This window comes from Streptomyces enissocaesilis, assembly GCF_039533765.1.
In the GTDB taxonomy this organism is placed as follows: domain Bacteria; phylum Actinomycetota; class Actinomycetes; order Streptomycetales; family Streptomycetaceae; genus Streptomyces; species Streptomyces enissocaesilis.
Map to the genome: position 1 here is coordinate 19,201 of NZ_BAAAUD010000023.1, position 23,210 is coordinate 42,410.

Below are 23,210 nucleotides of genomic sequence, written 5' to 3' on the forward strand. Positions count from 1 at the left end.
CAGGTGAGACCATGACCAGTGCTCAGTGAAATCAACCTCCCGACTACCCTGCAGACCGACCGACAGGTCGTGGACCGCTGTGCCTCGCCGCTGCGCGGTACGGAGGTCCATATGTTTACCGCCCGTTTTTTCGGGCACCCTGGATCAGCCCCACTGCCAAGTGAGCCCCACTACTGCGATTGCGACACTGCTCCGTGCCTGCCTTCGACGTCTTCAGTTCTGCTTTCCGACCGAAGGCGCCGCAGCGCCCGTCCGTGCCGCCCCCTGCGGGCCCGTCGGCGCCCGGGAGGGCGCCTGAGCCGCTCACTCCCCGTGAGATTTCGCTGGTCCGCATGAGCCTGGCGGTGGTCGAGTCGCAGGCGGCTGAGATGACGGTGTACTTCTATGCCATTTTGTTTGCTCGCTACCCGCAGGTCAGGCAGCTTTTCCCCGACAACATGGACATCCAGCGCGACCGGTTGCTGCGGGGGCTGCTGCGCATAGTCGACCTGGCCGACGATCCGGAGAACCTCGTGCGGTTCTGCTCCCAGCTGGGACGGGGCCACCGCAAGTTCGGGGCGCTCGAAGCTCATTACCCGGCGGTGGGCGAATGCCTTCTGGCTTCTCTGGCCCGCTTCGCCGGCACCGCCTGGACGGCGGAGGCAGCCGCCGCCTGGACGCGTGCTTACACCACCGCGTCGCGGGTCATGATCCTGGCTGCCGACGACGACGCCCGGCTGCGTCCCGCCACATGGTCCGCGCAGATCGTTCGGCACGTACACCGTGGGCACGGCATCGCCGAGATCACCGTCCGGCCAGAGGTCCCGTACCTCTACGCCGCGGGTCAGTACGTGAGCATGGAGACGCCCTGGTATCCCAGAGCCTGGCGCCATTACTCCCCCGCCCACGCCCCGCGTCCGGACCACACCCTCACCTTCCACGTACGCGCCGTGGCCCGCGGGCAGGTCAGCAACGCCCTGGTCCACCACGCGGCGGTGGGTGACATCGTGCAGCTGGGACCACCGCAAGGGGACATGACCCTGCAGGCAGCGGGCGACCGGGACCTGGTGTGCGTGGCAGGCGGAACCGGTCTCGCGCCGATCCGTGCCCTGCTGGAGGAAGCGGCCCGCCGGGACATGCGGCGTCATGTCGATCTGTTCGTCGGGGCTCGTACCGGGGAAGAGCTCTACGGCTTGGACGACATGCTGCGGATGGCGCAACGCCACCACTGGCTCTCCGTACGCGCAGCCGTCTCCCACCAGCACATCGCCGGCCGGGAAGGCACTCTGCCGCAGGTCCTGCGCGAGTTCGGCCCCTGGGGGCAGCGTGAGGCGTTCCTGTGCGGCCCGCCCGCCATGGTCACAGAAGCAGCCCAGATCCTGCTGCACGACGGGATGCCCGCGGCCCGGATCCACCACGACCCGGTGGATGTGCCTGTCCTCACCGCACCCCTCGCACCAGCCCCGCACCGCCAGGGAGGCAGACCCCTGTGACCAGCCACGCCGCCGGCCTCGTGAGCGTCCAGCACCCGAGTCACTGAATATGCTGGTCCAGGCAAGGGGCAGCCAGCCGCCCTCTCCGAGGTGACCGGGACGGCCGAACCGCCCCGGCCCGCCAGGCCCACGGGCTGATCACCGCCGTTTGCGGCCGGGGAAAGGGCTCTTGCCGGCACCCCGTGTGGACGGATCCGACGAGGCGCAGGATGTCCTTACGGGGCCTTATCTCCGAGACGACCGCGGTGAGGTGTGCGGCCCTCGCCCGCCGGCTGTCGTCTGGGGCGGGTTGTGCGCCCTTCGAGCAGTGACAAGCTGTTTCTGCCGCAGCTCGTCCCGCGCTGCGCCGGTGTCGTGTCTATGCGGCGTGGAGGGCGAGGGTGGGGGATGTGCGGGCGGCGCGGACGGCGGGGTAGAGGCCGGCGAGGGTGCCGATGGCGAGGGTGGCGGCGAAGCCGCCTCCGACGGCCCACAGGGGTATGACCCAAGGGATGTCGCCGGCCAGGGCGTAGGTGGCGGTGGCTGCGGCGCCGAGGATGATGCCGGCGGCGCCGCCAAGGGTGGACAGCAGGAGGGATTCGGTGACGAACTGGCCGCGGATCTGGCCGCGGGTGGCGCCGATGGAGCGGCGCAGGCCGATCTCGTGGCGGCGCTCCAGCACGGAGATGATCATGGTGTTGGCGACGCCGACGCCGCCGACGAGGAGGGCGACGCCGCCGAGACCGAGGAGGAGGTTGCTGAAGGCTCCTTCGGTGGCGGCCTTGGCCTGGAGGGCCGCGGAGGGGTCGGAGACGTTGACGTTGCGTGGTGTCTGGGGGTCGACTGCGCGTGGGATGAGCTGGTGGACTTCCCCGACCTTGTGGTCGGCGGAGCGTTCGTAGACGGTGGTGGGCCGGGCGTCGAAGCCGAGCTGGCTGGTGGCGATGTCCCAGCCGACGAGGGCGGAGCGGGCGATCTCGGGGGCGAGCGGGAGCGGGGCGAGGATGCCGGTCACGGTGAAGTACCGCTGGTTGATGTAGACCTGCTGGCCGGGTTCGGAGACACCCAGGCGCTGGGCGGCGACGTCGCCGAGGACGACGGCTGGGTACTTGCCGGTGGCCGCATTGAGCCAGGTCCCTGAGTGCATGGTGGCGCGCAGGGTGGCCAACAGGTCGTGGGTCGCGGCCTGGACGGTGATGCCGCCGGTGATGGTGTCGGCGATCTTCTCCGAGCGGCGCACGGTGTGCGGCAACTGGCCGGTGGCGCCGGTGTGCTCGACGCCGTCGATACGGGCGACCCGGCCGGCGGCGTCCTCGGCGAGGGGGACCTTCTTGCCGGTGAGCAGGTCGGTGCCGGGGGTGACGACGAGCATGTTGGTGCCGAGCTTGTCGAGTTCTTGGAGGAGCTTTTCCTTGCTGGAGGCGGAGATGCCCACCACGGAGATCATGGTGGCGATCCCGATGGCGATGCCCAGTGCCGACAGCACGATCCGCATCGGTCGGGCGCGCATCCCGGCGGAGCCGGTGTGCAGGATGTCCCGCAGGGTCAGGCGGGCCGGTTTCAGTGCCGGCCGACGGCGGCTCACCGTTCCTGCCCGGCTGTGTGCCTGTCGGCGGTGTCCTGGACGATGCGGCCGTCGCGGATGCGGACCTGGCGGGGCAGACGGCCGGCGATCTCGGTGTCGTGGGTGATGACGGCGATGGTGGCGCCTTCCTGGTTGAGCTGGTGGATGAGCCGCATGATGGTCTGGCCGGAGGCGGTGTCCAGGGCGCCGGTCGGTTCGTCGGCGAGCAGCAGGTCGGGCTCGCCGACGACGGCGCGGGCGATGGCGACGCGCTGCTTCTGTCCGCCGGACAGCTCGTGCGGCCGGTGCTTCGCGCGGTCTGCGAGGCCGACGCGTTCCAGTGCTTCGGCTGCTCGGTGTCGGCGTTGCGGGCGGGGGAGGCCGGAGTGGAGCAGGCCCTCGGCGACGTTGTCCAGTGCGCTCATGCCGGGCACGAGGTGGAATGCCTGGAAGACGAACCCGATGTGCTGGGCCCGCAGCGCGGAGAGCTGCCGGTCGGTGAGGGCGGCGGTGTCGTGGCCGGCTATGTGCACCGAGCCGGTGGTGGCGGGGTCGAGGGTGCCGACGATGTGCAGCAGGGTGGACTTGCCCGACCCGGAGGGGCCGACGATCGCCAGGAGTTCCCCGCGGTCGATGGTCAGGTCCACGCCCTGCAGGGCCTGGACACCTCCCGGGTACGTCTTCGTCACGTCGGCCAGCTCGACCACCGGGCCGCCGGGGGCGGTGCGTCCGCCGGCAGCCGCGGGGATGTGGGCGGTGTCGTTCATACCGACGGCACCCCGACGCGCATGCCGGCCTTCAGGCCGTTCCCGGTTATCTCGACGCGGCCCTGGGCGAACATGCCGAGCCTCACCTCGACCTCGCGCACCTGGTCGCCGTCGACGACCTGGACGCCGAAGGAACCGTCCTTGAGCGCGAGCAGGGCTCCGACCGGGACGGAGAGCACATCTCTGCGAGTCTGCCCGGTCAGCTTCACCGTCGCGGGGGCCTGGTCGATGCCGGAGACCTTCTCCGGATCGTCGAAGGTGACCGTCACGTCGATCCGGGGCGTCTTGTCGTCCGGGCTGTCCCCGCTCTTGGCGACGGTGCCGACGGAGGCGATGGTGCCGCCGGTGGTGGTGTCGGGCAGCTGGACTTCCACCTTGCTGTCCGGCTTGGCCAGGGCTGCCTGGGAGACCTTGACCTTGAGCTGCACGACCCGGTCGGCACTGGTGGCCGTCAGCACCTGCTGCCCCGGACCGGTACGGTCACCGACCGACGCCCCGGCACCCGCCACTCTCACCGGCCCCGGCGCGAAGGCGATCGTCTCCGGGCCGATCTCGCCGGTCTGCTGCAGTCCGTGGTCCTCCTGCCAGCGCTTGACGCCCTTGGTGGTGCCGTCGGTGAACTTGTCGTCGGCCGCCAGACCGGCGCCGTAGCCGAGCGCGATCAGGTTCTGCTTCACCTGCTTGACGTCCGTACCGGTGTCACCGTTCTTCAACTTCCGGTACATCGGCTCCGTGCCGAACCACAGGCGCACCGGCGTGCCGTCGACCGCGTACAGCTTCCCGTTCCGCTCGAGCTTCGCACCGTCTGCGCCGACCCAGGTCAGGGTGCCACCTGCACCGGAGTTGATCTTGCGCTGTTTCGAGTAGCCGAGGGTGCCGTCCACGCTGGTGGTACTCACCAGGTCGCCCTGGACGACCGGCTCGGTGGCGGCGGGCGGATTCGCCCGCTCCTGTCCGGTGTCGGCTGCGTCTTGTCCGGTCAGTGTGGTGACGGCGTAACCGCCGCAGGCCAGGACGGCGGCGACGGTGACCGGGACGACCAAGGTCTTGCGCTTCATGCCGCACACTCGTTCAGCGCCGTCATGAACTTGTCCGGGTCCGCGCCCCCGGGGACCTTGTACCCGCTGCTGGAACCGTTGGGCCCGGCCTTCGGATCAGGCATGTCGAAGCCCTTGCCGCGCAGGCACTCAGCGATCTCGACCTGCTGATCCGTCGACTGCCGACCGCCGGCATCCCCACCACCGCCGGACCCGCCCGTGCCCGAACCGCAGTCCTCCAGGGCCTTGGACCACTTCGCCGGGTCCGTGCCCTGCGGCGGAGCAAGCATCGTGGCGTAGGGGTTCTCGCCTGGCTGAAGGTCGGGCACATCCATGCCCTTGTCCCGCAGGCACGTGCGCAGAGCCTGCGCCTTGTCGAACGCGGCCGTATCCGACCCCGACCCGCCCGAGCCGGACGTGGACTCGTTCGGTCCGGGGTTGCCGGAGGACTGGGAGCAGCCGGTGGTGAACAGCGCCACCCCTGTCAGCGCCGACATCAAAGCCAGGGCGATCTCGTGCTTCTTCAAGGTCACGTCTCCTCGCGCCGGGGCCACCGGCGCAACGACGCGCCGTGGCCCGCCTGTTTGCGGACGAGGGCATCGTGACCGCGAGGGCTGTTTCGTTTCCCTTACAGACCTCTGCCTACCCCGCTGCCGGGGTGCCGCCCTGTTGCTCCCGGGTGCTGTAACAGCGGTGAAAGGCGCAGGTCAGGTACACAGGAGACATGCGTGTTCTGGTGGTGGAAGACAAGGCGTTCCTGGCCGCGATGATCGCCGACGGGCTGCGCCGTGACGCGATCACGGTCGATGTGGCTCTCGACGGGCTGACCGCTCTGCGCAAGCTGCAGTTCGGCGACTACGACGTGGTCGTCCTCGACCGGGATCTGCCCGGCCTGCACGGAGACGAGGTCTGCCGCCGGGTCGTGGCCCAGCAGCTGCTCACGCGGGTGCTGATGCTCACCGCATCCACCACCGTTCCCGACCGCGTCGAGGGCCTCGGCCTGGGGGCGGACGACTACCTGACCAAGCCGTTCGCGTACGACGAGCTCCTCGCCCGCGTTCTCGCTCTCGGACGGCGTGCTCAGCCCGCGCTGCCCCCCGTGATCAAACGTGCCGGCATCAGCCTGGACACCGCCCGCCGCCAGGCATACCGGGACCGCACACCGCTGTCCTTGTCACGTAAGGAGTTCGCTGTGCTGGAGACGTTGATGCGCGCGGGCGGAGCGGTCGTCAGCGGGGAGGACCTCATCGAGAAGGTCTGGGACGAAAACGCGGGGTATGACACCAACCCGGTGCGCGTCACCGTCAGCCGGCTGCGCGCCAAGCTCGGTGACCCGTCCGTGATCGAAACCGTGCCCGGCGCCGGTTACCGCATCCCCGCAGGTCCGGACGGCGAGCGACCCACCGCACCCGGGCAGGCGGGAGCATGATCCACCGCCTTTCGCTGACGACCGAGCGGGCCCGGCTGACTGCCCTGTACGGGGGCCTGCTGCTGTTGGCCGGATGCCTCCTGATCACGCTGATCTACCTGCTGGTCCAGGATGGCCTCGACAGCCGTATCCAAGGCGCCTTCACCCATGCCACCTTCGGCCGTCACGTCTCCCCGACCAACCCGCCGCCCGGCGACATCGTCCCGCCCGAGCAGGCCGGCCGCTACGCCCAGACGGTCATGGCCGAGGCGGTCACCGCCACCACACTGAGCCGGCTGCTGACCGTCTGCGCCCTCGCCTTCGCTCTCTACACGGTTCTCTCCCTCTTCCTGGCCTGGTGGATGGCCGGCCGCGTCCTGCGCCCGGTCGGCGTCATCGCCGCCACCGCCCGCAGACTCTCCGGCCAGAACCTCCACCAGCGCATCGACCTCAAAGCCCCGCCCGGTGAACTCAAAGACCTCGCCGACACCTTCGATGCGATGCTTGAGCGCCTGGAGCGGCTCGTCACCGCGCAGCAACGGTTCGCCGCCAACGCCGCTCACGAACTGCGCACCCCGCTCGCCATCCAGCGTGCCGCAGCCGAAATCGGCCTTGCCGACCCCGATCCCGAACGCGTCCGCTGGATCCGCAGCGAACTCCTCGAAACCGCCGACAACAGCGAGAGACTGATCGACTCCCTGCTCCTGCTCGCCGCCACCGACCAGGGCCTCCAACGACAGGAACCAGTCACACTCGACGAGCTCACCGCCAGCGTGACCACCGGCTTCTCGGACCAGGCCCGGGAGAAGGAGATCAGTCTCGACCTCGCCCTGGAGCCGGCCGTCATCACCGGTGATCCCGTCCTGCTGCGCCATCTGGTCCGCAACCTGCTCGCCAACGCCCTCGTCCACAACCACCCCGGTGGCCACGTCCATATTTCCCTCGCCGGCCGGACGCTTCGCGTCTCCAACACCGGCGCGGTGATCCCTTCCCACATCGCCCCCCGGCTCTTCGAACCGTTCCGCCGTCTCACCGAACGAACCCACACCCCCGGCGAAGGAGCCGGCCTCGGCCTGGCCATCGTCGCCTCCATCGCCCACGCCCACCACGCCCACGCCACAGCACACGCCAACGAAGACGGCGGACTCACTGTCACCATCACGTTCCCGTGACACGCCAGTCCCACCCACCGCCCCGGTCTGCGACCTCCCGCGACACCAGGACTGCCCCAGACCGACGACCTGCTGAAGGCGTCTCCGCATCTCGCGCCCTGGCGGCCGACCGTGGGGATCGCCCCGCAGCTCACCGACGCCGAGCTGGTCACATCGGCGATGACGCAGGCCGTTCTCGGCTTCGCCTCGGAGGCCAGGTGGCTCCGCTGCGCCCGCTCCCACCTGTGGCATCTCTTTCCCGCTCTCCACGCCGTTGCCGCACTGCCCCAGGAGACGCTCCGCACACGGCTGCGTGTCCTGCGCGACGCCGGCGCGTAACCGTGCTCCCTCGCCCGGGGTGGACGCCGGTGCCCGTCAGCACGGCCGGCGCCACGCTCCGAGGTCCAGTTTCTTGCGCATCGAACTGAAGCCGAGCTCTGCGGAGCGCTCGCAGAAGTCGCCGAGCGGGACGGCGTATTCGACATGCAGGACCGCCTTGCCGGCCTTGACGAAGGGAGTGAGTGCCGCGCAGTCGTCGTACTGCGCGCACTCCTCGTTCACCGCGAAGTCGAAGTCCGCGACCAGTTCGGGGATTTGCGGCAAGTCGTTCTTCAGGCCCACCGACATGCCGCGAGCGTGAGCGAGGTCGGCGAGCATGCGGTTGTACGCGAGCTGGTGGGCGGCGGTCAGGGGAAAACCGGTGTCGTTGAGGTAGCCGTCCATCAGGTCCGGCTCGACCGCGTCGAAGCCCTTGTCACGGCACATGTCGAAGCGCTTGGTCATCAGCGGGCGCAGTACGTCCAGGCGGCGGATGTCGAGCCAGCGTTCACCGGCCCAGCCGTTGCCCCTGCCCCGGACGGCGGCCGGGAAGTCGCGGCGGTCGGGGCGGAACGACTCCCACGCGCCCGCGTTGATGTAGCAGATGACCTTGCGGCCGTCCCTGTGCAGACGGCGTACCGCCTCCGCGTCGTTCTCGAATCCGTCGATGTCGTAGACGGGCACGTCGACCCGGTGGTCGAGCCGCCCGTCGAGCTGCCACTGCCAGGCCGTTCCGACAGGCGGCCGCCACGGCCTGCCGTGCGGTGGCGGAGGGGCCGGGTCGGGTGCGGGGGCAGGGGCCGAGCAGGCTGCCGGCAGGGCGAGAAGGAACAGCAGGCCGAGCGTGCGCGAGCGGTTCACGGAGCCTCCCGGTGCAGTACGGGCGGCAGGAGCGACCAGGGGTTGGGGCCGTGGCCGGGTACCGCGCAGTGCACGGCCGCGCGACGCAGGGCCGCGGTGCGGGCGGCGAGCGGGCACAGTCCGGACGGTACGCCGTGGATGAGGTGGCAGAAGCGTTCGGGCGGGTGCGCGGCGGTCCAGGGCGGTGCGGTGGGCGCCTCCGCGTAGGCGGTCCAGTCGCCTTCGAAGGTGACCAGCAGGTCGGCGACCGCCGCGTAGCCGGGGGCCGGATGGACCCCCGGGTTGAGGACGACCGTACGGCCGCCCCTGGAGCGCGCCGCCCGGGCGATGCACCGGTAGTGGCGCACCGCGCCCGGTCCGGAGGCGGCCTGGTCCAGGAAGAATCCGTCGGTGGCGTACCAGTCCCGGTAGCGGTCGAAGTCGGCGGTGACGGCCCGCAGGGGCCGGTGGCCGTAGTCGGTGTCGGCGTACCCGAGCAGCGCGACCCCCGCCGCCCGCAGGGCGCGGGCGGCGGCGGCGAACGACGGATCGGGCGCGGTGCCCGGTCCGTCCGCGATGTTGAGCACCACGCCGTACAGCAGGGGCGCGGACTCGACGAGCGTCCGCCAGGCGCCGGGATCGACGGCGGGGTGGACGTACATGGGCACGAGCAGCTTCGCCGGGGCCACCGGCTGCGGTCGCGACTGCGGCTGCGGTTTCACCTTCACCGGACTGCCGGGGCGGGGGCCGCCGGCAGGCACTGCCACAGGCCGGACAGCGAGTCCGCCAGACTCCGCTGCGGCTGCCAGCCGAGCGCGGCGCGTGCCGCCGCGATGTCCGCGCACTGCCAGGAGACCGCGGACGAACGGGCGGACCCGCCGCCGGTCTCCTCGATGGTGCCGCGGAATCCGGCGGCCCGGACCAGCCCGTGGGCGATCTCGCGGACAACGGTGGCCCGGCCGCTGCCGATGTTGAGTACGGGGGGCAGCGGTCCGGGGACCGTCGCCGCGAGGACGGCGGCGCGGGCGACGTCCCGTACGTCGACGAAGTCGCGGTACGCCGACAGGTCGCCGACCCGTACGGTGCCCGTCTCGCCCGCCCGGCGCAGCTCACCGGCGAGCCGGCCGGGCAGCCCGGCGGACGGCGCGCCGGGACCGACCGGGTTGAAGACGCGCAGCACCACGGCGTCGAGGCCCGATGCGGTCACGGCGGCGGTGCCGGCGAGTTTCGTGGCCCCGTACGGACCCTGGGGCCGGGTGGCGGCGTCCTCGGTGACGGCCCTGCCCGGTGCGGTGGGTCCGTACTCGGCGGCCGAGCCGAGGTGGACGAGGCGGGCGCCGGGCACCGCCGCGCGCAGGGCTTCGCAGAGCACGGCCGGTCCGCGGGCGTTGACGTCGGTGAGCTGCACGGCGCTGCCGGTCACCAGGCCCGCGCAGTTGACGACGACATCGGGCGCGGCGGCGCGCAGCGCGGCCGCGAGGACCTCCGGGTCGGTGGTCAGGTCGAGCGGCACGCCGGCGGCCGGTGACCGGCCGCCGGCGAGCAGCCGCACGCCCGGCAGGGCGCGCAGCCGCTCGGCGGTGTGCCCGCCCAGGAATCCGGTGGAACCCAGGACGATGATGCGCATGTCCCGTTCACGCCCCCTTGAGGAGCAGGCCGCGGTGGGTGGTGAACTCCGCGTTGGCCCGGTCGTAGTCGTCGGGGCGGCCGATGTCGAGCCAGTAGCCCTCGAACTCGTAGGCGTGCGGGGGTTTCCCGGCCGCGAGCAGGTCGAGGACGAGTTCGTCGAAACCGAGCGGCAGACCCGGTGTGTATCCGGCGAGGGTTTCGCGGGAGAGCCCGTACACGCCCATGGAGACCCGGTAGTCCATGCTCGGCTTCTCGGCGAAGCCGACGACCCGGCCGCCCTCGGTGGTCAGGACGCCGAAGTCGATGGCGACCTTGCGGGCGTACGTGGCGACGGTCAGCGGGGCGTCGGAGGCGCGGTGCGCCCGGACGACCTCGCCGTAGTCGAGGTCGGTCAGGATGTCGCCGTTCATCACCAGGAAGTCGTCGGGCAGCCGGTCCATCATGGTGAGCAGCGGGCCCATCGTGCCGAGCGGGCTGTCCTCGGTCGAATAGCCCACGCGCAGGCCCCACTGCGAGCCGTTGCCGACGTACGCGCGGATGATGTGGCCGAGGTGGCCGATGGCTATGGTGCAGCTGGTGAAGCCGCAGGTGGCCAGCTGGCGGAGCACGATCTCCAGGATCGCGTGCTGGTCGCCGATGGGCACGAGCGGCTTGGGCAGCGCCGTCGTGTACGGCCGCAGCCGTACACCCTTGCCACCGGCGAGGATCACTGCATGCATGGAAGTCCCCTGTACGTCGCGTGCGGACGAGGTCAGATGTTGTAGATGCCGGTCTTGTAGCGGGACAGGTTGCCGGGGTCACGGAAGAAGTCGATGGTGTGGCCCAGCCCCTGCTCCAGGTCGTACCCGGGCTGCCAGCCGGTGGCGGCGCGCAGCCGAGAGGCGTCGGCGACCAGCCGCATCACCTCGGAATGGGCGGGCCTGATGCGCTCCTCGTCCTCACGCACGTCGAGGTCGGTGTCCATCAGCTTGCCGATGAGGCGGGTGAGTTCACCGACCGAGATCTCACCGCCGGTACCGGCGTTGAAGGTCCGCCCCACGACGGCCTCGGCGGGAGCGGTGCCGACGGCGAGGAAGGCGCGGGCGGTGTCCTTGACGTACAGGAAGTCACGGGTGGGCCGGAGGTCCCCGAGGGTGATGGTCCGTTCCCCCGCCGCGACCTGGCCGATGACGGTCGGGATGACCGCCCGCATCGACTGGCGCGGACCGAAGGTGTTGAAGGGGCGCAGGGTGACGACGGGCGTCCCGAAACTGGCGTGGTAGCTGTCGGCGAGCCGGTCGCCGCCGGCCTTGGAGGCGGCGTACGGCGACTGCGTCCTGATGGGGTGGTCCTCGGTGATCGGCACGGTCTGCGCGGTGCCGTACGTCTCGCTGGTCGAGGTGTGCACCAGGCGCGGGGTGCCCTGCCTGCGCACGGCTTCGAGGACGTTGAGGGTGCCCGTGACATTGGTGTCCACATAGCTGTGCGGGGCCTGGTAGGAGTACGGGATCGCGATGAGGGCGGCCAGGTGGTAGACGGCCTCGGCGCCTTCGACGAGCTGGTCGACCGAGCCGGGGTCGCGGACGTCGCCGAGGACGATGTCGACCTGGCCGAGGGTCTCGGCGGAGAGGGTCTCCAGCCATCCGTAGGAGGAGAAGGAGTTGTACTGGGCCATCGCGCGGACCCGGTGGCCGGCCGCGACGAGCGCCTCGGTGAGATGGGATCCGATGAAACCCTCGGCGCCGGTGACGGCGACGAGTGAGGGTGCTGGTGCGGGCGCTGGTAGCGGTGCGGTCACGGGGACGCTCCTCTGTCGGGGATGGGAGGTACGGGGCGGGAAACGTGTGGCGCGGGGGTTCAGCGGTGCGCCGTGGGTCTGCCGAGGATCCGGCAGGCCAGGAACAGGAGGACGAGAGCCGCTGCGGTCCGGCAGACCAGTGGGGCGGGCCCTGGGGAGGACCCGGCGACCGCGGCCGCGGCTTCGGCGGCGGCAGCCGTGAGGCAGACCGCCGCGGGCGGCCAGGCGACACCGAACGCCTGGAGCAGCAGGGCCGTCCAGAGGACCGCCCCGAGCCCGAGCAGGGGGGCCGGGCCGGCCCCGGCGAGCAGGGCGCCGGCCGCCAGCAGGGCGAGGTACGCGCTCAGGCACAGCGCCAGGGCGCGGGTGGCGCGCAGGGCGAAGCCCCGCGGTTCGGTGCTGGCGCGCAGAGCGGCGACGGCGAGCCCGCGGTAGCGGTAGAGCAGCCACTCGGCGAAGCCCATGCTGAGCGTCAGGACGACGACGGCGTACGGGTCCACGGCCCCCGTGAGCATCGCGAGCACCCCGGCCGCCAGGCCGAACAGCCCGTACGGCAGGGAGCGCGGCAGCGGGGGCGCGGCGTCGGCCGACGCCGTGTCCGAGCGCAGTGCGGCGCGGATCCCGTGGGCGGCCGCGAGCGTCGCCAGGCAGACGGTGGCGAGCAGCACAGCCGTCGCCGCGGCGGTGGGCGGCTGCCACCACAGCGTGGCGGCGGCGCCCCCGGTGAGGGGCAACAGCGCCGACAGCAGGGCGCGTTCGCGGCCGAGGACGAGGAGTACGGTCGCCGCGCCCAGGTAGCAGGACTGCCCGGCGGCGAACACCGCGGCCGGTCCGGGGCCCGCCAGGACCAGGCCGGCCACGGTGGCGGCCAGCGCTCCGAGGGGGGCGCCGAGCCGCAGGGTGCGGCCCGCGGCGGCGGGGCCCCCGGTGCCGAGCCGCAGATGGGCCCGGTGGCTGAGCGCCTGGTTCCACGCCCAGGCCACCAGCCCGGCGGTGACGAGCCCGGTGACGGCGCGCGCCCCGCCCCACAGTCCGGAGCCCAGCACGTAGGCCAGCCCGGGGAGCGCGAAGACGAGTCCGCGCAGGGCGCACCGCAGGTGGTCGGGGCGCCAGGGGTCGGCGGCGGGCGGCGGTTCCGGGTAGTGCCGGGGCACCCGGGCGTACAGGTCCTCGGCCAGCGCGAACAGACCCGGGCGTCCGTAGCGCGCTCCTGTCTGATCCGCGGTCAGGCCGTCGGACTCCAGGAGCGCGGCGACCTCGTAGGGATGGACGGCGGCGGACACCGGCTCCATCAGCCGGTCGGCGAGTTCGTCGATCGGGTCGGCGGCCCAGCTCGGCCGGTTCCTGGTCCTCTGCCGTTGCCGGGGCAGGACGGGCAGGCTGTCGCCCTCTCCCGGAAGCAGGCGCAGCGGGCCGCTCATGCGAGGACTCCCGCGCGCAGGTCTTCCCGCCGTACGGCGGACCCGGCCGCACCGCTCGCCGGCCCTCCGGCCGCGAGTTCGGTGTAGATCGAGCGGAAGGTGTCGATGGTCTGGCGGAGCGTGAACTGCTCGATGACGCGCAGCCGCGCGCCCTCTCCCATGGCGGCCCTGCGCACCGGGTCGCGGAGCAGTTCCAGGGCCGCGCGGGCCATGGCCCCCGGTTCCCTGGGCGGCACGACCAGGCCGGTGTCGCCGACGGCCTCCCGGACTCCGCCGACATCGGTGGAGACGGTGGCCCGCCCGCAGGACATGGCTTCGATCAGGGTGAAGGGGAAGCCTTCGCTGATGCTGGAGAGCATCACGGCGTTGCCCGCCGCGTAGGCGTCGCGGATGTCGTCGACCCGGCCCTCGAAGACGACGGCGTCGGCGTGCCCGAGCTCTGCCGCGAGCGCCTCGCAGCGCTCCCGGTAGGCTTCCCCGCCGCGCGGGGTGCCGCCGAAGAGCCTCAGTCGCGCGTCCGGTATCTCGGCCCTGACCAGGGCGAAGGCCCGGATGAGGGTCTCCAGGTCCTTGATCGGGTCGATCCGCCCCGCCCAGCTGAGGGTGGGGACGTCCGGCTCGGGCCCGGCGGCCGGGAAGGCCGCCGGGTCGACGCCGTTGTAGACGGTGCGGATCAGTTCCGGGGCGGCGCCGCCCTGTTCCTCCCAGAGCCGGTTGTAGCGGTTGCCCGGGGTGATCAGGTCCGCCGTGCGGTACGTCTCCTCGGCGAGCAGCCGGAAGAAGCCGAGCAGCAGCGCCTTGACCGGCCACCGGTACGGGCCCGTGCGGTAGCCGAGGTAGCGCTCGCGCAGGTAGACGCCGTGCTCGGTGAGCAGCAGCGGCACACCGTGCAGGCGCCGCGCGACGAGTCCGGGCAGGACCGCCAAGCCGCCGCTCACGGCGTGGGACACGCCGTGCTCCGGCGGCGCGGCGGCGAGCGGGCGCAGGGCGTGCTCCAGCAGGTCGGTGGCGGTCAGGGCGTCGTGCAGGGTGGGCCGGGCCGCGTGCACCGGCAGGCCGGGGCGGCTCCACACGGCGGTCAGGACGCCGACGGCCTGGTCGCTGCGGAGGGCGGGGGCCAGCTCACCGTCTCTGGCCGACCGGGCCAGTTCGTGCAGCGCGGGCCCGAACCGGTCCTCGGCGCGGGGATCGAGGAGTGCGGTCAGGAACCGTTCGTACGCCGCCATGAGCTGTCGCCGGCGACGCCCCCGCGGCGCCCTGCCGACCGGGTCGGGGCCCCACACGGGGACGGTGAGGGGCGGTGCGACGTGGCCGGGCAGTTCCCAGGCGAGCGGTTCCCGGCCGGTGCCGGTCACCGCGATGACCCGGAAGTCGAAGTCGGGCATGGCCTGGACGAGTTGGTCGCACCACACGCTGACGCCGCCGTGGCTGTGCGGGTAGGTGCCTTCGGTGAGCAGGGTGACCCGGGCCGCGCCGGACGGCGGCACGCGGAGTAAATCAGGCATGACGAGTTGGTCCCCCGTGGAGATGCAGGCGCTGTCTGGGCCGGAAACGTGCGGTCGGTGGGGGCGCGGGTCAGCCTGTGACGCCGTACGGAACCCTCTGGCGCACCCCGGCCGGCACGGGCGGGCGAGGCGCGCTGCGCTGCACCGGGTCCGCCCCGTCCGCCGTGGCCGCCTGCGCGGTGGCGGCGGGCAGGGTCAGCGTCACCCGGTCCTGGAGCAGCGCGGGCGAGGCCCAGCCGGCGAGCGATCCGGCGTACGGGCTGCCGAATGCCTGGGAGCCGAGCAGCAGGTCCTGCCGGGTGCCGGCGGGCATGGTGGCGGTGGCCCGGACGCCGCTCGGTGCCCGCACGGTGACGGTGTCGCCGATGCGGTACGCCGTCACCCGGCCGGCCTTGACGGCGGTGTTCCAGGCGGCCCGGTCGCGAAGCTCCGCGCCGATCTGCTGCTGGCGGAGGTTGACCAGTGGAGTGTCGGCGGCGTACAGCCCGGCGTAGTCGTCGATGATGCGGTCGAGCACCGGGTAGGCGATGCGGTCCTCGGCGAGGTTGGACTGGTGGATGAAGTGCGGCCGGGGGTCGTTGGCGAGCACGTGGCCGAGGCCGATGCGGACCTCCAGCGGCACGATGTAGTCGGTGTAACCGGTGACGGCGTCGAGCGGCTCGTCCAGGCACGTGGTGCCGGTGGCGCTCTCGCAGATGCCGCTGCCGCCGTCGGAGGCCCGGGTGTAGATCCAGTTGTACTCGTCGATCTGCTCGGTGGTGCGGCCCGCGTTGTAGAACACGTTCATGGGGTGGCGGGGCACGGTGAGGGCCGGACCGACCTTCCGCTGGGCGCGGTCGCGGGAGTTGTCGGATCCGAGCCAGGTGACGGCGTTGTCGGCGAGGGCGGGGCCGAGGTGGGGGTTGTCGTCGGGCTGCTGCGGCAGGATCTTCAGTCCGGAGTGCTCACCGGTCACCAGCTCGCTGTTCTCCAGGGGCAGTCCGGCGCGTTGTCCCCAGGCGCGGTTGTCACCGATCTGGGAGGAGATCTCCGCGCGGGTGACGTACGTGGTGCTCCCGTCGGGGTTCTTGGCGCAGACCCAGGGGACGACCGTGACGTCCTGGACGCAGCCGAGGAAGGGGTGGTTGTAGGTGTGGTTGATCCACCGGTAGGCGTGTCTGTCGGCGGTCAGCCGCTGCGCCAGCGGGTCGGTGCCGCCGTGCTCCTCCTTGTAGAGCTCGCTGCCGCCGCCGTTGTACGCCATGTCCAGGGTGAAGTCCTTGGCCGCGGACCACTCGGCCGCGTACTGCGCGTCGGCGGCCGTCATGCGGATCGGGTCGGGTTCACCGCCCTGCCCGGGGGCGCAGTCCACATCGCCCGGGGTGCAGTCGAGTTCGGTGTCCCAGCGGTCGTCCGCGGCGAAGACGTCGTCGACGTGGACCGCGAAGTAGTTGCGGGACGCGCCCAGCCGCACGCCCTGGGTCATCCAGTCCACGATGCCACGGGCGAGCAGCCGGAACTGCCGCTGGTACTGGTTGTAGACGAAGCCGACGACCAGCTCGCGCCGGCCGTCGTGGCGGTATTCGCCGACGATCGAACCCCGCTCCGGTGTGCCGGGCAGTGGCGCCTCCACGTAACTGGTGAAGTCCGCTCCCGGCAGGGGTTTCGCGACGTACCCGTAACTCTCGTCGACCGAGGGCGAGTTGTCCTCGAAGGGGATGCCGCCGTCGAGGTAGCCGAAGGGGCCTGCGGCGCCGGCCGCGGTCACCTCGGCGCGCACGCCGTCCAGCGGACCGCTGTAACCGCCGTTGGCCGGGCGGTCGAGCCCGACCTCGGGCCGGGCGTAGGTGTAGGCGTCGACCTGCGGAACGGCGAAGGCCTTCTCGTACGAGACGAGCGCCGCCATCTCGGCGGAACCGGCCCCGAACGGGTTGTCATTGGGCAGCACCACGGCCTGGTACTTGGCCCGCGGACGGCCGTCGAGCGTGTCGGCGAGGAAGCCGCCGTCGATCCTCGGGCGGTCCGGGCGGGTGAGGTCGAGCACCGTGTACGGGGTGCCCGCGCCGTCGAGTTCGGCGGCGATCGCGGCGGTGGCGGGGCCTCCGTCGCTCACCACCAGGACGCGCAGATCCACGCGCGGTGGTGCGGGGGCCGCCGCGGCCACGTTCGCCGGGGCGAAGAGCGTCAGCACGAGCGCGGCGGACAACGTTGATCTCGCGGCCCATCGGGCCGTACGGCTTGTGAAGTGCATGGGTCCCTCCCCGGAAGGGCATGCCGGTGGTGTGACCGGCATGCCCTGCCCCCCGGCGAGACGGGCGTCCGGCCAGCCGCCGCCTGTGTCCCGCGCTCTGTCGGATCACATAGTGGGGCCAGGCATGGAGATTCCGTGAGGGCAGCGTGAAACCTGGCGCGAAACAAACCTGTCCCGCATACCTAAAGGCCCGACCGGCGGCCCCGCCGGGAACGCGTGGAGAGCACCCGGTGGCAGAGATTCTGCCTCTCCGTCACAGCTCAAGGGCGCTGAAAGGGCCCGCCCCCCTGACCGGCACACCCCTGTGGTCCAGTCCGCAGAAACTTCTCGGGAGCCCACCACCCGTTTCAGCCAGCCCGGACGCCCGGAAAGGTTTAGCGCGGCCGTACAGGAAAGCGCGTCGGCCGGGTACGCCACGGCTACCCGCCCCCCGGCCGGAACTGATCGCTTACCGCGGTGAACGACAGAGGAGCTGTCTGCGGTGATGCGGCGCCTGTCCGGGGGTGATGCACCGGGCTGCGGACCGGTGCTCGGGCCCCTCGTGAAGGGCGTGGTTCAGGGCCCCGAGGAACGCTGCCCCCGCTGTCAGCTGCGTATCGCCGCCCGTGCCCGTGAACCCGTGGACCAGGGCATTCCGGTCGAGGCGGCCTGCCGGATCGTGATCATCGAGGACCAGCTCGAGGGTTCGGCAGGAGCTTCTCGTCCTGAGTGACGCCGGTCGTGCGCCAGTGCGGGCTGCTCATGTTCCGTCCTTGTGGGCAGGTGACCAGGCTGGTCGCGAGGCGCACCCAGGCTGGCATGAGGTACGGACAACGGCCGCAGGGCTTTCACCGGGACGCTGTGCCCCAGGGCCGGCCGGCCGAGAAGATGAGTAGGGCGACTCATGCCCGGTCGGCGCCTGCCCTCGACAATGAAGATCGACATCGTCGAGACCAGGAGCCCGCTCATGCTCAGCCGCATCGCCGATACCCTGGTGCCCGTCGTCGGTCGCCTCTCGGTGACCACCGACCCCGGCACCGAACTCGCGCCGGGCAGCATCATCGCCGCCAACCACACTTCCCTCGCCGACCCCGCCGTCGTGGTCGCCGCCCTCCATCGTCTGGGCGTCGAGCCGGTCATCATGGCGGCAGCAGGACTGTGGCGCGTTCCGCTGCTGGGACGCGCGCTCGCCCGCGAAGGACACATCCCGGTCTTCCGCGGAGACCGGCGCGCCGCGGCCGCGCTGGACGCTGCGGCACAGGCCCTGGAGCAGGGACGGCTGGTGCTCATCTACGCCGAGGGCGGCCTGCCCCGCCGCGAAGACGCCGCGGAAGCAGCTCCCGGAGCCTTCCGCAGTGGCCTGGCCCGGCTCGCCGAGCGCACCGGCGCCCCCGTCGTACCCGTGGGCCAGGCCGGCGCCCGCCGGGTCACCTCGGGCAGCACCGCCAAGCAGCTCGCCGGCCTGGTCACAGCGCCTCTGCGCCGACCGGACCTTCACGTGCACGTGAGCGCGCCGCTTGAACTGACCGGCGGCCCCGCCGTCCAGACAGCGCTGGCCCGCGCCGCGGTGACCACCGCGTGGCGGACAGCCGCCTCCCACCTGGGCGAGCCCGCCGCGCTCGCCGTATAGGCCCCTACCGCCCGCCCGCCGTCTCCGGTACCAGCGCTGGGCCGCCCCGCGTCGAGGTTCTTGCGCGGCGTGTCCCGGTGAGCGCCGCGCCGTTGTTCCTCCGGGCCGGTGGTGACCACGCTTTTGGGACGCCTGTGCCCAAAAGCAGAACGCCCACTTCGTCATCGGTCTGAGGCGTCACGGAGCAGCGGCCACAGCCACCGCTCGGACACGAGGTGGTCACCGCGCAGCCACGCGGACCAGACGCGGCCCGGGGGGACGTGGCGGTCGGCTTCCAGCTCGTAGAACTCCGTGTCGATCGACGCCTTCGGGAGCGCCTCCGCCTCCGCCGGGGCTTCGTCCGACGCCTCGGTGACGTACAGCTCCGCGGCCGTCTCCGGCAGCCTCGTAGTGAAGGCCACGGCCTCCTCGGCCTTCTGGCGGAAGGTCATGACGGTGCGCAGACCGCACCTCGCCGCGTGCTCCGGGAGCGCGGTCTCCATGGGGCGTGGCACTCCGGCGGCGGGGCCCGTTGCTCATGCCATCTCGTCGCGGATCGCGTTGCGGTGCTCCTCGTAGACGAGCCGCGCATCGTCACTCGGCAGTGCCTCGGTGGCGAGACCGCAGGCACACGTCACGACGGTGAGGCCGCACGGAGTGCGCAGTGTGTGCCCCTCGGGGCTGGTCCAGGCGCCGCCGGCCGGGTTCTCGTAGCGGAGGTTGTGACGGTAGTAGGACGTGCGGGTATGGCTCGGGGTACAGCCCGCGCCGGTCTGGTCAACGCTGAAGCGGTGCATGCTCATGGCTCCAGTGTGGCCGTCGGCGAGCGATCGGCCGGATGTTTCCGTTGCGCTTGGTGGTGGAGTCCGGCTGGCTTCTCGTCGGGAGTGATCCGCCGCGGGGGCCCGGGCAAGCAGCTGGCCCGGGGATTCCCCGACCGGGGACAGGGCCGATCGGTGCTGGTTGAGGCATCGCTCCTTATGGCGGTTGTGTTGGCTGGGCAGTGCGTCATGGCGAGTCTTGTTGAGCGTCCGGTGCCGGACGAGGTGGGAGAGCTGTGCTGCCGGGCGGTGCCTCCCACGGAGGTGGCCCGTCCGCAGAGCGGGGACCGTGAGGTCCTGGCCACGATCGTGTGCGTGGCTGCGTCTGACCGGCCGGCTGCCCACACCTGTGCCACCGCTGCCCGTGCGCACCCGAACACTTTCCCCGCCTTCGTCGGCACGGCAGCAGCCCTCGTCTGCCGCCGCCCCACCACGTGGGGCAAAGGCGCTGTCACGTGGTGGGGTGGGCCGGTGTCCGGCGGCCGGGCCGGTGCTCAGCCCGCAAGCCGCGCAAGGGTCGGAGGGGCTCCGGACCCTCCGGTACCGGGGTGCCGCTCCCGTGCTGGGACGGTGCTGGGAGGAACCCCTCTGGAGATGTCCGGTTCCGGACGGGTCGTGGAACCGGGGAGCAGACCACGGAGCGCGCTACCGACGCGCAAGAGCGCCAGCGGTTGAAGGACAAGGCCCGCCGGGTCAGGCCGGCCCCATGGATGCGGCGGGCGGACGCACAGGCGGCGCCCGCCCGCCGCGTGCGGTCACTGGCTTGCGGGCACGGTGTCCTCGAAGGTGGTGCCTGCCGCCCGGTAGGCAGCGATCCTCGTGGCGACCTGGGCCGGAGTCAGCACCTGGTCCTTGACGTGCAGGACGTAGTCGACTTTCTGGTCGTAGGCGCGCGGCGTGGTGCTGGTCTGGCCCGCGAGGTCGATGAGCCACTGGTTGAAGTTGATGGACATCGGCCGTTCGGGCAGGTAGCGCGCGTCATGGCGGCCGAACTCCTGGCCGTCGACGTAGTAGGTGATGTTGCTGTCGTTGATGGTGACGACGAGGTCGTGCCAGCCGGCGTAGCTGGTGCGGGACTCCGAGTGCTGGTTGACGGCCTCCCAGGGGTCGGGCCGGTAGGTCTCCCACGAGGTGGTGTAGAGGATGTTGGCGGGCTCGCCCCAGCCGCCGTTGGGCAGGTACTCGAAGTCGTACTCGGCGTAGTCGTCCGCCATCGGGGCCTTGAGGTCGTTGATGGTGAAGAACGTCTGCACGACGCGGTCACCGTCAGGACCCGACTTCGGCGCGTCGGAGAACCGCACCCGGGCCGCGTAGGTGCCGTTCTTGAACTTGGTCGCCTTGGTGAGGACTTCGGTGTGCTTCGTGGACTCAGGTGTGCCCGCTGTCGAGGTCTCCAGGTTCATGACCGAGTTGGTCCCCTCCTTGGCGAAGGTGACGTTCTGCGCCGCCCAGGCCGCGCCCGGCACCCCCGGACCACCCGCGTTGGACCGCACGCTCCAGCCGTGGGCGCCGATCGCGGGGTCGGTGTGCGAGGTGTAGTTGAAGTCGTCGAAGAGGGTGGCGCCCCCGGTCGGCGGATCGGTCGGGTCGGGGCCCGGCCCCGGGTCGTTGCCCTCGGGCGCCGTTCCCCACACCGGCGTACCGCCGACGCTGGCGGTGACCTTGGACCAGTTCCCGTACGCCGTCTGGGCGGGCCCGAAGGAGTAGTCGTCGTTCTGGTTCAGCGGCTGCCAGTTGGAGCGGTGGAAGCGCAGCTGCATGTCGCCGGTGTTCGCGCCGGGCGCGAGGGTGCCGGCACCGGCGGTGAAACCGATCTCCAGGTAGCGGTCGGCGGTGGCGGTGGGCCGGGCGAGGGTGCCGAAACTGCCGGTGATGTTGGCGCAGCCCCTGACGGCCCAGGAACAGGCGAAGGTGTACGAGGCGCCGGCGTCGGCCTTGAAGTAGTACCGGATCTTGACTTGGCTGAGGGAGACCGGGGCGCTGCCGGTGTTGACGGCCTTGAACCAGGGTTCGACCTGGTCGCTGCCGGTGGCGCTCTGCCGGTACTGGACCGCCAGTGATTCGCCGGCGGCGGCAGCGGGGGCCGCAGTCAGGGTGGCGCAGCCGAGGCCGGTCACGAGGGCGGCGGCCAGGGCCGCGCGGATCCGTGGGGTGCGCGCTCTCTTGCTCGTGCTGATGCTGGTCACCTGGTGGTCCTCTCAGGATGAAGGATCGCGGAGGGGCGGCTCGGCACTCCGAGAGCGTCGAGGCGGGTTCTGTGGTGGTGCAGCCGGGCTTGGAATCCCGGCCAGTCGCGGCCCCCGGACCAGGCGGTGTCGGCCAGTGCGCAGAGCCGGGGGAAGGCGAGGTACTCGGCGTGCTCGGCGGTGGCGACGTACTCGGTCCACAGCTGCGCCTGGGTGCCGAGCACCTGTGCGGCGGCTGCTCTCTCCCAGTGGGCCGGTGCGGGTTCGGTCGCGTACACGGTCCGCAGCCCGACCACCCCGCCGGGCTGGCCGGGCGGCTCTTCCGGACGTGCGGACTGCGGGTGGTCGAGGTACGTGGAGTGGTGCGGAGCCATGATCACGGGCTGGCCGCGGCGGGCCGCGGCCAGCCCGTGATCCTCGTCGCGCCAGGCCAGGGCCGTGAAGGAGGCCGGCAGGTCGTCTCCGGTCTCGGTCCAGCCCAGGGGCCGTCTCCCGCGCCCGGTCAGGAAGTTCCCGATGCGCTCCATGAACCAGCCGTGGAGCGCATCGGGTCCGGCCAGCCCTTCCGCGGCCACGCGCCGCAGAGCGACGGGGGAGCGGTGCCATTCGGTGGTCGGACACTCGTCGCCGCCCACGTGGATGTAGGGCGAGGGGAAGGTGTCCATGACTTCGTCCAGTACGGTGCGGCAGAAGTCGAGGGCCTCGTCGTGGACGCCCAGGACCGTGTCGCACACTCCCCAGCGATTCCACACCTCCAGTTGCCGCTCGGGACGGTTGCCCAGATGCGGGTAGGCGGCGAGGGCGGCGCGCACATGACCGGGCATCTCGATCTCCGGCACGACGGTGACTCCGCGGTCGGCCGCGTACGCCACCAGAGCGCTCAGCTCCTCGCGGGTGTACGCGCCGCCGTGCGGCACCCCTCCCACCTCGGTCAGCTCGGGGTACGCGGCGATGGGCATCCGCCAGCCCTGGTCGTCGGTCAGGTGCAGGTGCAGCACGTTGAGTTTGTGCAGGGCCAGCAGGTCGGTGAAGCGCCGCAGGAACGAAACGGGCTGGAAGTGGCGGGCCACGTCGAGCATCGCACCGCGCCAGGCGAACCGGGGCACATCCGTGATCTGCGCACACGGTACGGACCATCCTGTGCCGCGCACCGGTTCGGCCGACAGGGCGGCGGGCGGCAGGAGTTGCCGGACGGTCTGGACGCCGTGCAGCAGCCCTTCCGGCCGGGCGGCGCGCAGCAGGACCGCGTCACCGCCGACGGTGAGTCCGTATCCCTGTTCGCCGAGGCCGGTGAGTTCGGGGTCGAGGACGAGGACGACCCGGCCGTCCGCGGCGAGGGGCAGCGGCAGACCGGTCGCCGGGGCCAGCAGGGTGCGCAGCAGCGCGGCCGCGGGTTCGGCGCCGGGGGTGGCGCGGATCGCCGTGGCGTCGTCGAAGGTGAACCAGCCCTGGGAGAAGCTGATGTGTGCAGGAGCCGGGACAAGGCCGAGGGCGGGGCGCGGCAGGGGCACGGTGTC

At 71.8% G+C, this 23,210-nt stretch carries 20 protein-coding genes and 2 pseudogenes; 6 read left to right on the forward strand and 16 right to left on the reverse strand.

Features of this window, described 5'->3' with window-relative positions; translation table 11 throughout:
• The first annotated feature begins 332 nt into the window (after positions 1 to 332).
• Entirely contained in the window at positions 333 to 1,472 is a 1,140-nt protein-coding gene (locus ABD374_RS12100; RefSeq protein WP_344494359.1) for a globin domain-containing protein, read from the forward strand.
• Positions 1,473 to 1,830: 358 nt separating this feature from the next.
• Here ABD374_RS12100 and ABD374_RS12105 read toward each other — a convergent pair whose 3' ends face one another.
• Genes ABD374_RS12105 through ABD374_RS12120 form a run of 4 tightly spaced genes read right to left on the reverse strand, consistent with a single transcriptional unit; the run spans position 1,831 to position 5,352 of the window.
• On the reverse strand, positions 1,831 to 3,036 hold the full coding sequence (locus tag ABD374_RS12105) for an ABC transporter permease (RefSeq protein ID WP_425577199.1): 1,206 nt from the start codon (positions 3,034 to 3,036) through the stop codon (positions 1,831 to 1,833).
• Complete coding sequence (locus ABD374_RS12110) at positions 3,033 to 3,782, reverse strand: ABC transporter ATP-binding protein (protein WP_344494361.1); 750 nt, start codon at positions 3,780 to 3,782, stop codon at positions 3,033 to 3,035. Before ABD374_RS12110 ends, ABD374_RS12105 begins: the two co-directional genes overlap by 4 nt.
• Entirely contained in the window at positions 3,779 to 4,840 is a 1,062-nt protein-coding gene (locus ABD374_RS12115) for a peptidoglycan-binding protein (protein WP_344494363.1), read from the reverse strand. Before ABD374_RS12115 ends, ABD374_RS12110 begins: the two co-directional genes overlap by 4 nt.
• Positions 4,837 to 5,352 (reverse strand): hypothetical protein, encoded by a 516-nt coding sequence (locus ABD374_RS12120; protein WP_344494365.1) that lies wholly within the window; start codon positions 5,350 to 5,352, stop codon positions 4,837 to 4,839. Before ABD374_RS12120 ends, ABD374_RS12115 begins: the two co-directional genes overlap by 4 nt.
• A 191-nt stretch (positions 5,353 to 5,543) precedes the next feature.
• Here ABD374_RS12120 and ABD374_RS12125 point away from each other — a divergent pair, with 191 nt between their 5' ends.
• The 3 genes and pseudogenes from ABD374_RS12125 to ABD374_RS12135 all read left to right on the forward strand — a co-directional run.
• The gene (locus ABD374_RS12125) at positions 5,544 to 6,248 is read left to right on the forward strand and encodes a response regulator transcription factor (RefSeq protein ID WP_344494367.1); all 705 of its coding nucleotides are present in this window, start codon (positions 5,544 to 5,546) and stop codon (positions 6,246 to 6,248) included.
• A complete protein-coding gene (locus ABD374_RS12130; protein ID WP_344494369.1) occupies positions 6,245 to 7,399 on the forward strand; it encodes a sensor histidine kinase in 1,155 nt (384 codons plus the stop codon). Before ABD374_RS12125 ends, ABD374_RS12130 begins: the two co-directional genes overlap by 4 nt.
• Positions 7,400 to 7,426: 27 nt before the next feature.
• Positions 7,427 to 7,645 (forward strand): annotated as a pseudogene (locus ABD374_RS12135) (IS982 family transposase); the annotation flags it as partial.
• Between the two features lie 108 nt (positions 7,646 to 7,753).
• On the opposite strand, the gene ABD374_RS12140 reads toward ABD374_RS12135, so the two are convergent.
• The 8 genes from ABD374_RS12140 to ABD374_RS12175 form a co-directional block, all read right to left on the reverse strand.
• Complete coding sequence (locus ABD374_RS12140; protein WP_344494371.1) at positions 7,754 to 8,557, reverse strand: endo alpha-1,4 polygalactosaminidase; 804 nt, start codon at positions 8,555 to 8,557, stop codon at positions 7,754 to 7,756.
• Positions 8,554 to 9,198 carry a spherulation-specific family 4 protein gene (locus tag ABD374_RS12145; RefSeq protein ID WP_344494493.1) on the reverse strand — a complete coding sequence of 215 codons (645 nt, stop codon included), beginning with the start codon at positions 9,196 to 9,198 and terminating at the stop codon, positions 8,554 to 8,556. Before ABD374_RS12145 ends, ABD374_RS12140 begins: the two co-directional genes overlap by 4 nt.
• Positions 9,199 to 9,260: 62 nt before the next feature.
• A complete protein-coding gene (locus ABD374_RS12150; protein ID WP_344494373.1) occupies positions 9,261 to 10,163 on the reverse strand; it encodes an NAD-dependent epimerase/dehydratase family protein in 903 nt (300 codons plus the stop codon).
• Positions 10,164 to 10,170: 7 nt separating this feature from the next.
• Entirely contained in the window at positions 10,171 to 10,884 is a 714-nt protein-coding gene (locus tag ABD374_RS12155; protein ID WP_344494375.1) for a nucleotidyltransferase family protein, read from the reverse strand.
• Positions 10,885 to 10,916: 32 nt separating this feature from the next.
• Positions 10,917 to 11,942: an SDR family NAD(P)-dependent oxidoreductase gene (locus tag ABD374_RS12160; protein WP_344494377.1), complete on the reverse strand. Its 1,026-nt coding sequence runs from the start codon at positions 11,940 to 11,942 to the stop codon at positions 10,917 to 10,919.
• Between the two features lie 59 nt (positions 11,943 to 12,001).
• Positions 12,002 to 13,363, reverse strand: coding sequence for a hypothetical protein (locus ABD374_RS12165; RefSeq protein ID WP_344494378.1), 1,362 nt, complete (start codon positions 13,361 to 13,363; stop codon positions 12,002 to 12,004).
• The gene (gene pelF, locus ABD374_RS12170; RefSeq protein ID WP_344494380.1) at positions 13,360 to 14,868 is read right to left on the reverse strand and encodes a GT4 family glycosyltransferase PelF; all 1,509 of its coding nucleotides are present in this window, start codon (positions 14,866 to 14,868) and stop codon (positions 13,360 to 13,362) included. Before pelF ends, ABD374_RS12165 begins: the two co-directional genes overlap by 4 nt.
• A 70-nt stretch (positions 14,869 to 14,938) precedes the next feature.
• Positions 14,939 to 17,098 carry a hypothetical protein gene (locus ABD374_RS12175; protein ID WP_344494381.1) on the reverse strand — a complete coding sequence of 720 codons (2,160 nt, stop codon included), beginning with the start codon at positions 17,096 to 17,098 and terminating at the stop codon, positions 14,939 to 14,941.
• A gap of 484 nt (positions 17,099 to 17,582) precedes the next feature.
• Here ABD374_RS12175 and ABD374_RS34575 point away from each other — a divergent pair, with 484 nt between their 5' ends.
• Both ABD374_RS34575 and ABD374_RS12180 read left to right on the forward strand, forming a co-directional pair.
• Positions 17,583 to 17,810 carry a hypothetical protein gene (locus ABD374_RS34575; RefSeq protein ID WP_425577206.1) on the forward strand — a complete coding sequence of 76 codons (228 nt, stop codon included), beginning with the start codon at positions 17,583 to 17,585 and terminating at the stop codon, positions 17,808 to 17,810.
• A gap of 234 nt (positions 17,811 to 18,044) precedes the next feature.
• On the forward strand, positions 18,045 to 18,707 hold the full coding sequence (locus ABD374_RS12180; protein ID WP_344494495.1) for a lysophospholipid acyltransferase family protein: 663 nt from the start codon (positions 18,045 to 18,047) through the stop codon (positions 18,705 to 18,707).
• Positions 18,708 to 18,907: 200 nt separating this feature from the next.
• Here the strand turns inward: ABD374_RS12180 and ABD374_RS12185 are convergent.
• The 4 genes and pseudogenes from ABD374_RS12185 to ABD374_RS12200 form a co-directional block, all read right to left on the reverse strand.
• Positions 18,908 to 19,189, reverse strand: a pseudogene (locus ABD374_RS12185) (DEAD/DEAH box helicase); the annotation flags it as partial.
• A gap of 33 nt (positions 19,190 to 19,222) precedes the next feature.
• Positions 19,223 to 19,489, reverse strand: a complete 267-nt coding sequence (locus tag ABD374_RS12190; RefSeq protein WP_344494383.1) for a hypothetical protein — start codon at positions 19,487 to 19,489, stop codon at positions 19,223 to 19,225.
• A 773-nt stretch (positions 19,490 to 20,262) separates the two neighbouring features.
• On the reverse strand, positions 20,263 to 21,693 hold the full coding sequence (locus ABD374_RS12195; RefSeq protein WP_344494384.1) for a cellulose binding domain-containing protein: 1,431 nt from the start codon (positions 21,691 to 21,693) through the stop codon (positions 20,263 to 20,265).
• Positions 21,690 to 23,204 (reverse strand): beta-N-acetylhexosaminidase, encoded by a 1,515-nt coding sequence (locus ABD374_RS12200; RefSeq protein WP_344494386.1) that lies wholly within the window; start codon positions 23,202 to 23,204, stop codon positions 21,690 to 21,692. Before ABD374_RS12200 ends, ABD374_RS12195 begins: the two co-directional genes overlap by 4 nt.
• Between the last annotated feature and the right edge of the window lie 6 nt (positions 23,205 to 23,210).